Source organism: Streptosporangium sp. NPDC049248, assembly GCF_040678965.1.
GTDB classification, from domain to species: domain Bacteria; phylum Actinomycetota; class Actinomycetes; order Streptosporangiales; family Streptosporangiaceae; genus Streptosporangium; species Streptosporangium fukuiense.
The window spans coordinates 1-1,647 of the sequence record NZ_JBFAQY010000082.1; the positions used below are offsets into that span (position 1 = coordinate 1).

Genomic DNA, 1,647 nt, shown 5'->3' on the forward strand with positions numbered 1-1,647 from the left:
GCCACGTAGAGCGGGCAGGGGTCGGCCTCCGGCGGGGTGCACTTGACCAGGAAGTCGGTGTTCCCCTGGATGATCATTCTGTCCGCGACGGGGTCCTTCACGGTGCCGAGCGAGGCCCGCTCCACCCCGTGGTTGATCAGCGCCCAGGCGTCCTTGGCGTAGTACGTCTCGTCGAACATGACCGCGTTCGGCCGCCCGAGACCGGTGAAGCGCAGGATCCCCCCGAAGACCGCGACCAGCAGCGGGCCCAGCCAGCCCCACAGGGGGTTTCCCGGCATAGGCGGCAAGAGACGATCCCGTGTTGATCCCATTCAGGGAATTATGGTGATAAGTCAGCCTCGATGGACAGCTTGATAAAGATCCCGTTTGGGAATTCCCGCCGCTTTCGCCACATCCACGATCGCCTGCTTCCTCGGCACCCCCGTCTCCTCGCGGCGCGCGACCTCGTCCACCAGGTCCTCGATCACCGGCGGCAGGGCCTGCCCGGCGTGCCCGGCGACCACGATGGTGATCTCTCCCCTGACGCCCCCGGCCGCCCATTCGGCCAGCTCGCCGAGGCCGCCCCGCCGCACCTCCTCGTAGGTCTTGGTGAGCTCGCGGCAGACCGCCGCCCGGCGGTCGGCGCCGAACGCCTCCGCCATCGCCGCCAGCGCGGCACCGAGCCGGTGCGGCGCCTCGAAGAACACCATCGTGCGTTCCTCCTCCGCGAGGGCCGAGAGCCTGCGGGAGCGCTCACCGGACTTGCGCGGCGGGAAGCCCTCGAAGCAGAACCGGTCGCTGGGCAGCCCCGAGACGGCCAGCGCCGTGGTCACCGCCGACGGCCCCGGCAGCGAGGTGACCGCGATCCCGGCCTCGACCGCCAGGTGGGTCAGCCGGTAGCCGGGGTCGGAGACGCCGGGCATGCCGGCGTCGGTGATGACCAGCACCGTCTTGCCGTCCTGGAGCGCGCCGAGGAGCTCGGCGGCCCGCCCGGCCTCGTTGGCGTCGTAGTAGGAGACGACCCGGCCGCCGATCTCGGCGCCCAGTTCCCCGGCCAGGCGCCGCAGCCGCCGGGTGTCCTCCGCCGCGACCACGTCCGCGCTCTCCAGCGCCAGCCGCAGCCGGGGGGAGGCGTCGCCCGCCTGCCCGATCGGAGCCCCTGCCAGCACAAGCCTGCCGTTGTCCGTCACCGCTCCATCCTCCCGCATTTCGGATGACCGCTCAGCGCAGGGAGAAGTTAACCATTTAGTCCTGTAGTGAGGTGTTTCCTGGGCTAGCGGCGGTAAGGGGACCGTACGATGTCCGGGTGGCCGTGACCGACTTCCCCAACCAGGCGCCAGAGCAGCCGGAGCCCCAGCCCGACGGCGGGCCCTCGGGTTCCGCTCGTGACCGCCTGGTGCCGCCGATGCCGGGAAACCCCCTGTGGGGCTGGCTGGGGCCGCTGCTGGTCACGGTGTTCGGGGCGATCCTGCGCTTCACCAACCTCGGTCACCCGAACGCGGTCATGTTCGACGAGACGTATTACGCCAAGGACGCCTGGGCACTGATCAACTTCGGTGCCGAGCACAACGTCGTCAAGGACGCCGACAAGATCCTGATGCGGGGCGGCACCGAGATCTGGCAGCAGTGCGCGCCCGCGGAGGTCGACAAGTGCGCCTCCTATGTGGT

General features: G+C 70.1%; 1 protein-coding gene and 2 pseudogenes. 1 reads left to right on the top strand and 2 read right to left on the bottom strand.

Annotation, left to right across the window (positions count from 1 at the left end; genetic code table 11):
- Both AB0K21_RS44620 and rsmI read right to left on the bottom strand, forming a co-directional pair.
- Positions 1-278, bottom strand: a pseudogene (locus tag AB0K21_RS44620) (phospholipid carrier-dependent glycosyltransferase); the annotation flags it as partial.
- Positions 279-332: 54 nt separating this feature from the next.
- Complete coding sequence (gene rsmI / locus AB0K21_RS44625) at positions 333-1,187, bottom strand: 16S rRNA (cytidine(1402)-2'-O)-methyltransferase (protein ID WP_343976334.1); 855 nt, start codon at positions 1,185-1,187, stop codon at positions 333-335.
- A gap of 98 nt (positions 1,188-1,285) precedes the next feature.
- On the opposite strand from rsmI, the pseudogene AB0K21_RS44630 reads away from it, so the two are divergent.
- Positions 1,286-1,647 (top strand): annotated as a pseudogene (locus tag AB0K21_RS44630) (phospholipid carrier-dependent glycosyltransferase); the annotation flags it as partial.

What these genes read in the sequence shown, in the direction of transcription:
- rsmI (WP_343976334.1), bottom strand. Translation starts at nt 1,187, where the DNA reads ATGCGGGAGGATGGAGCGGTGACGGACAACGGCAGGCTTGTGCTGGCA.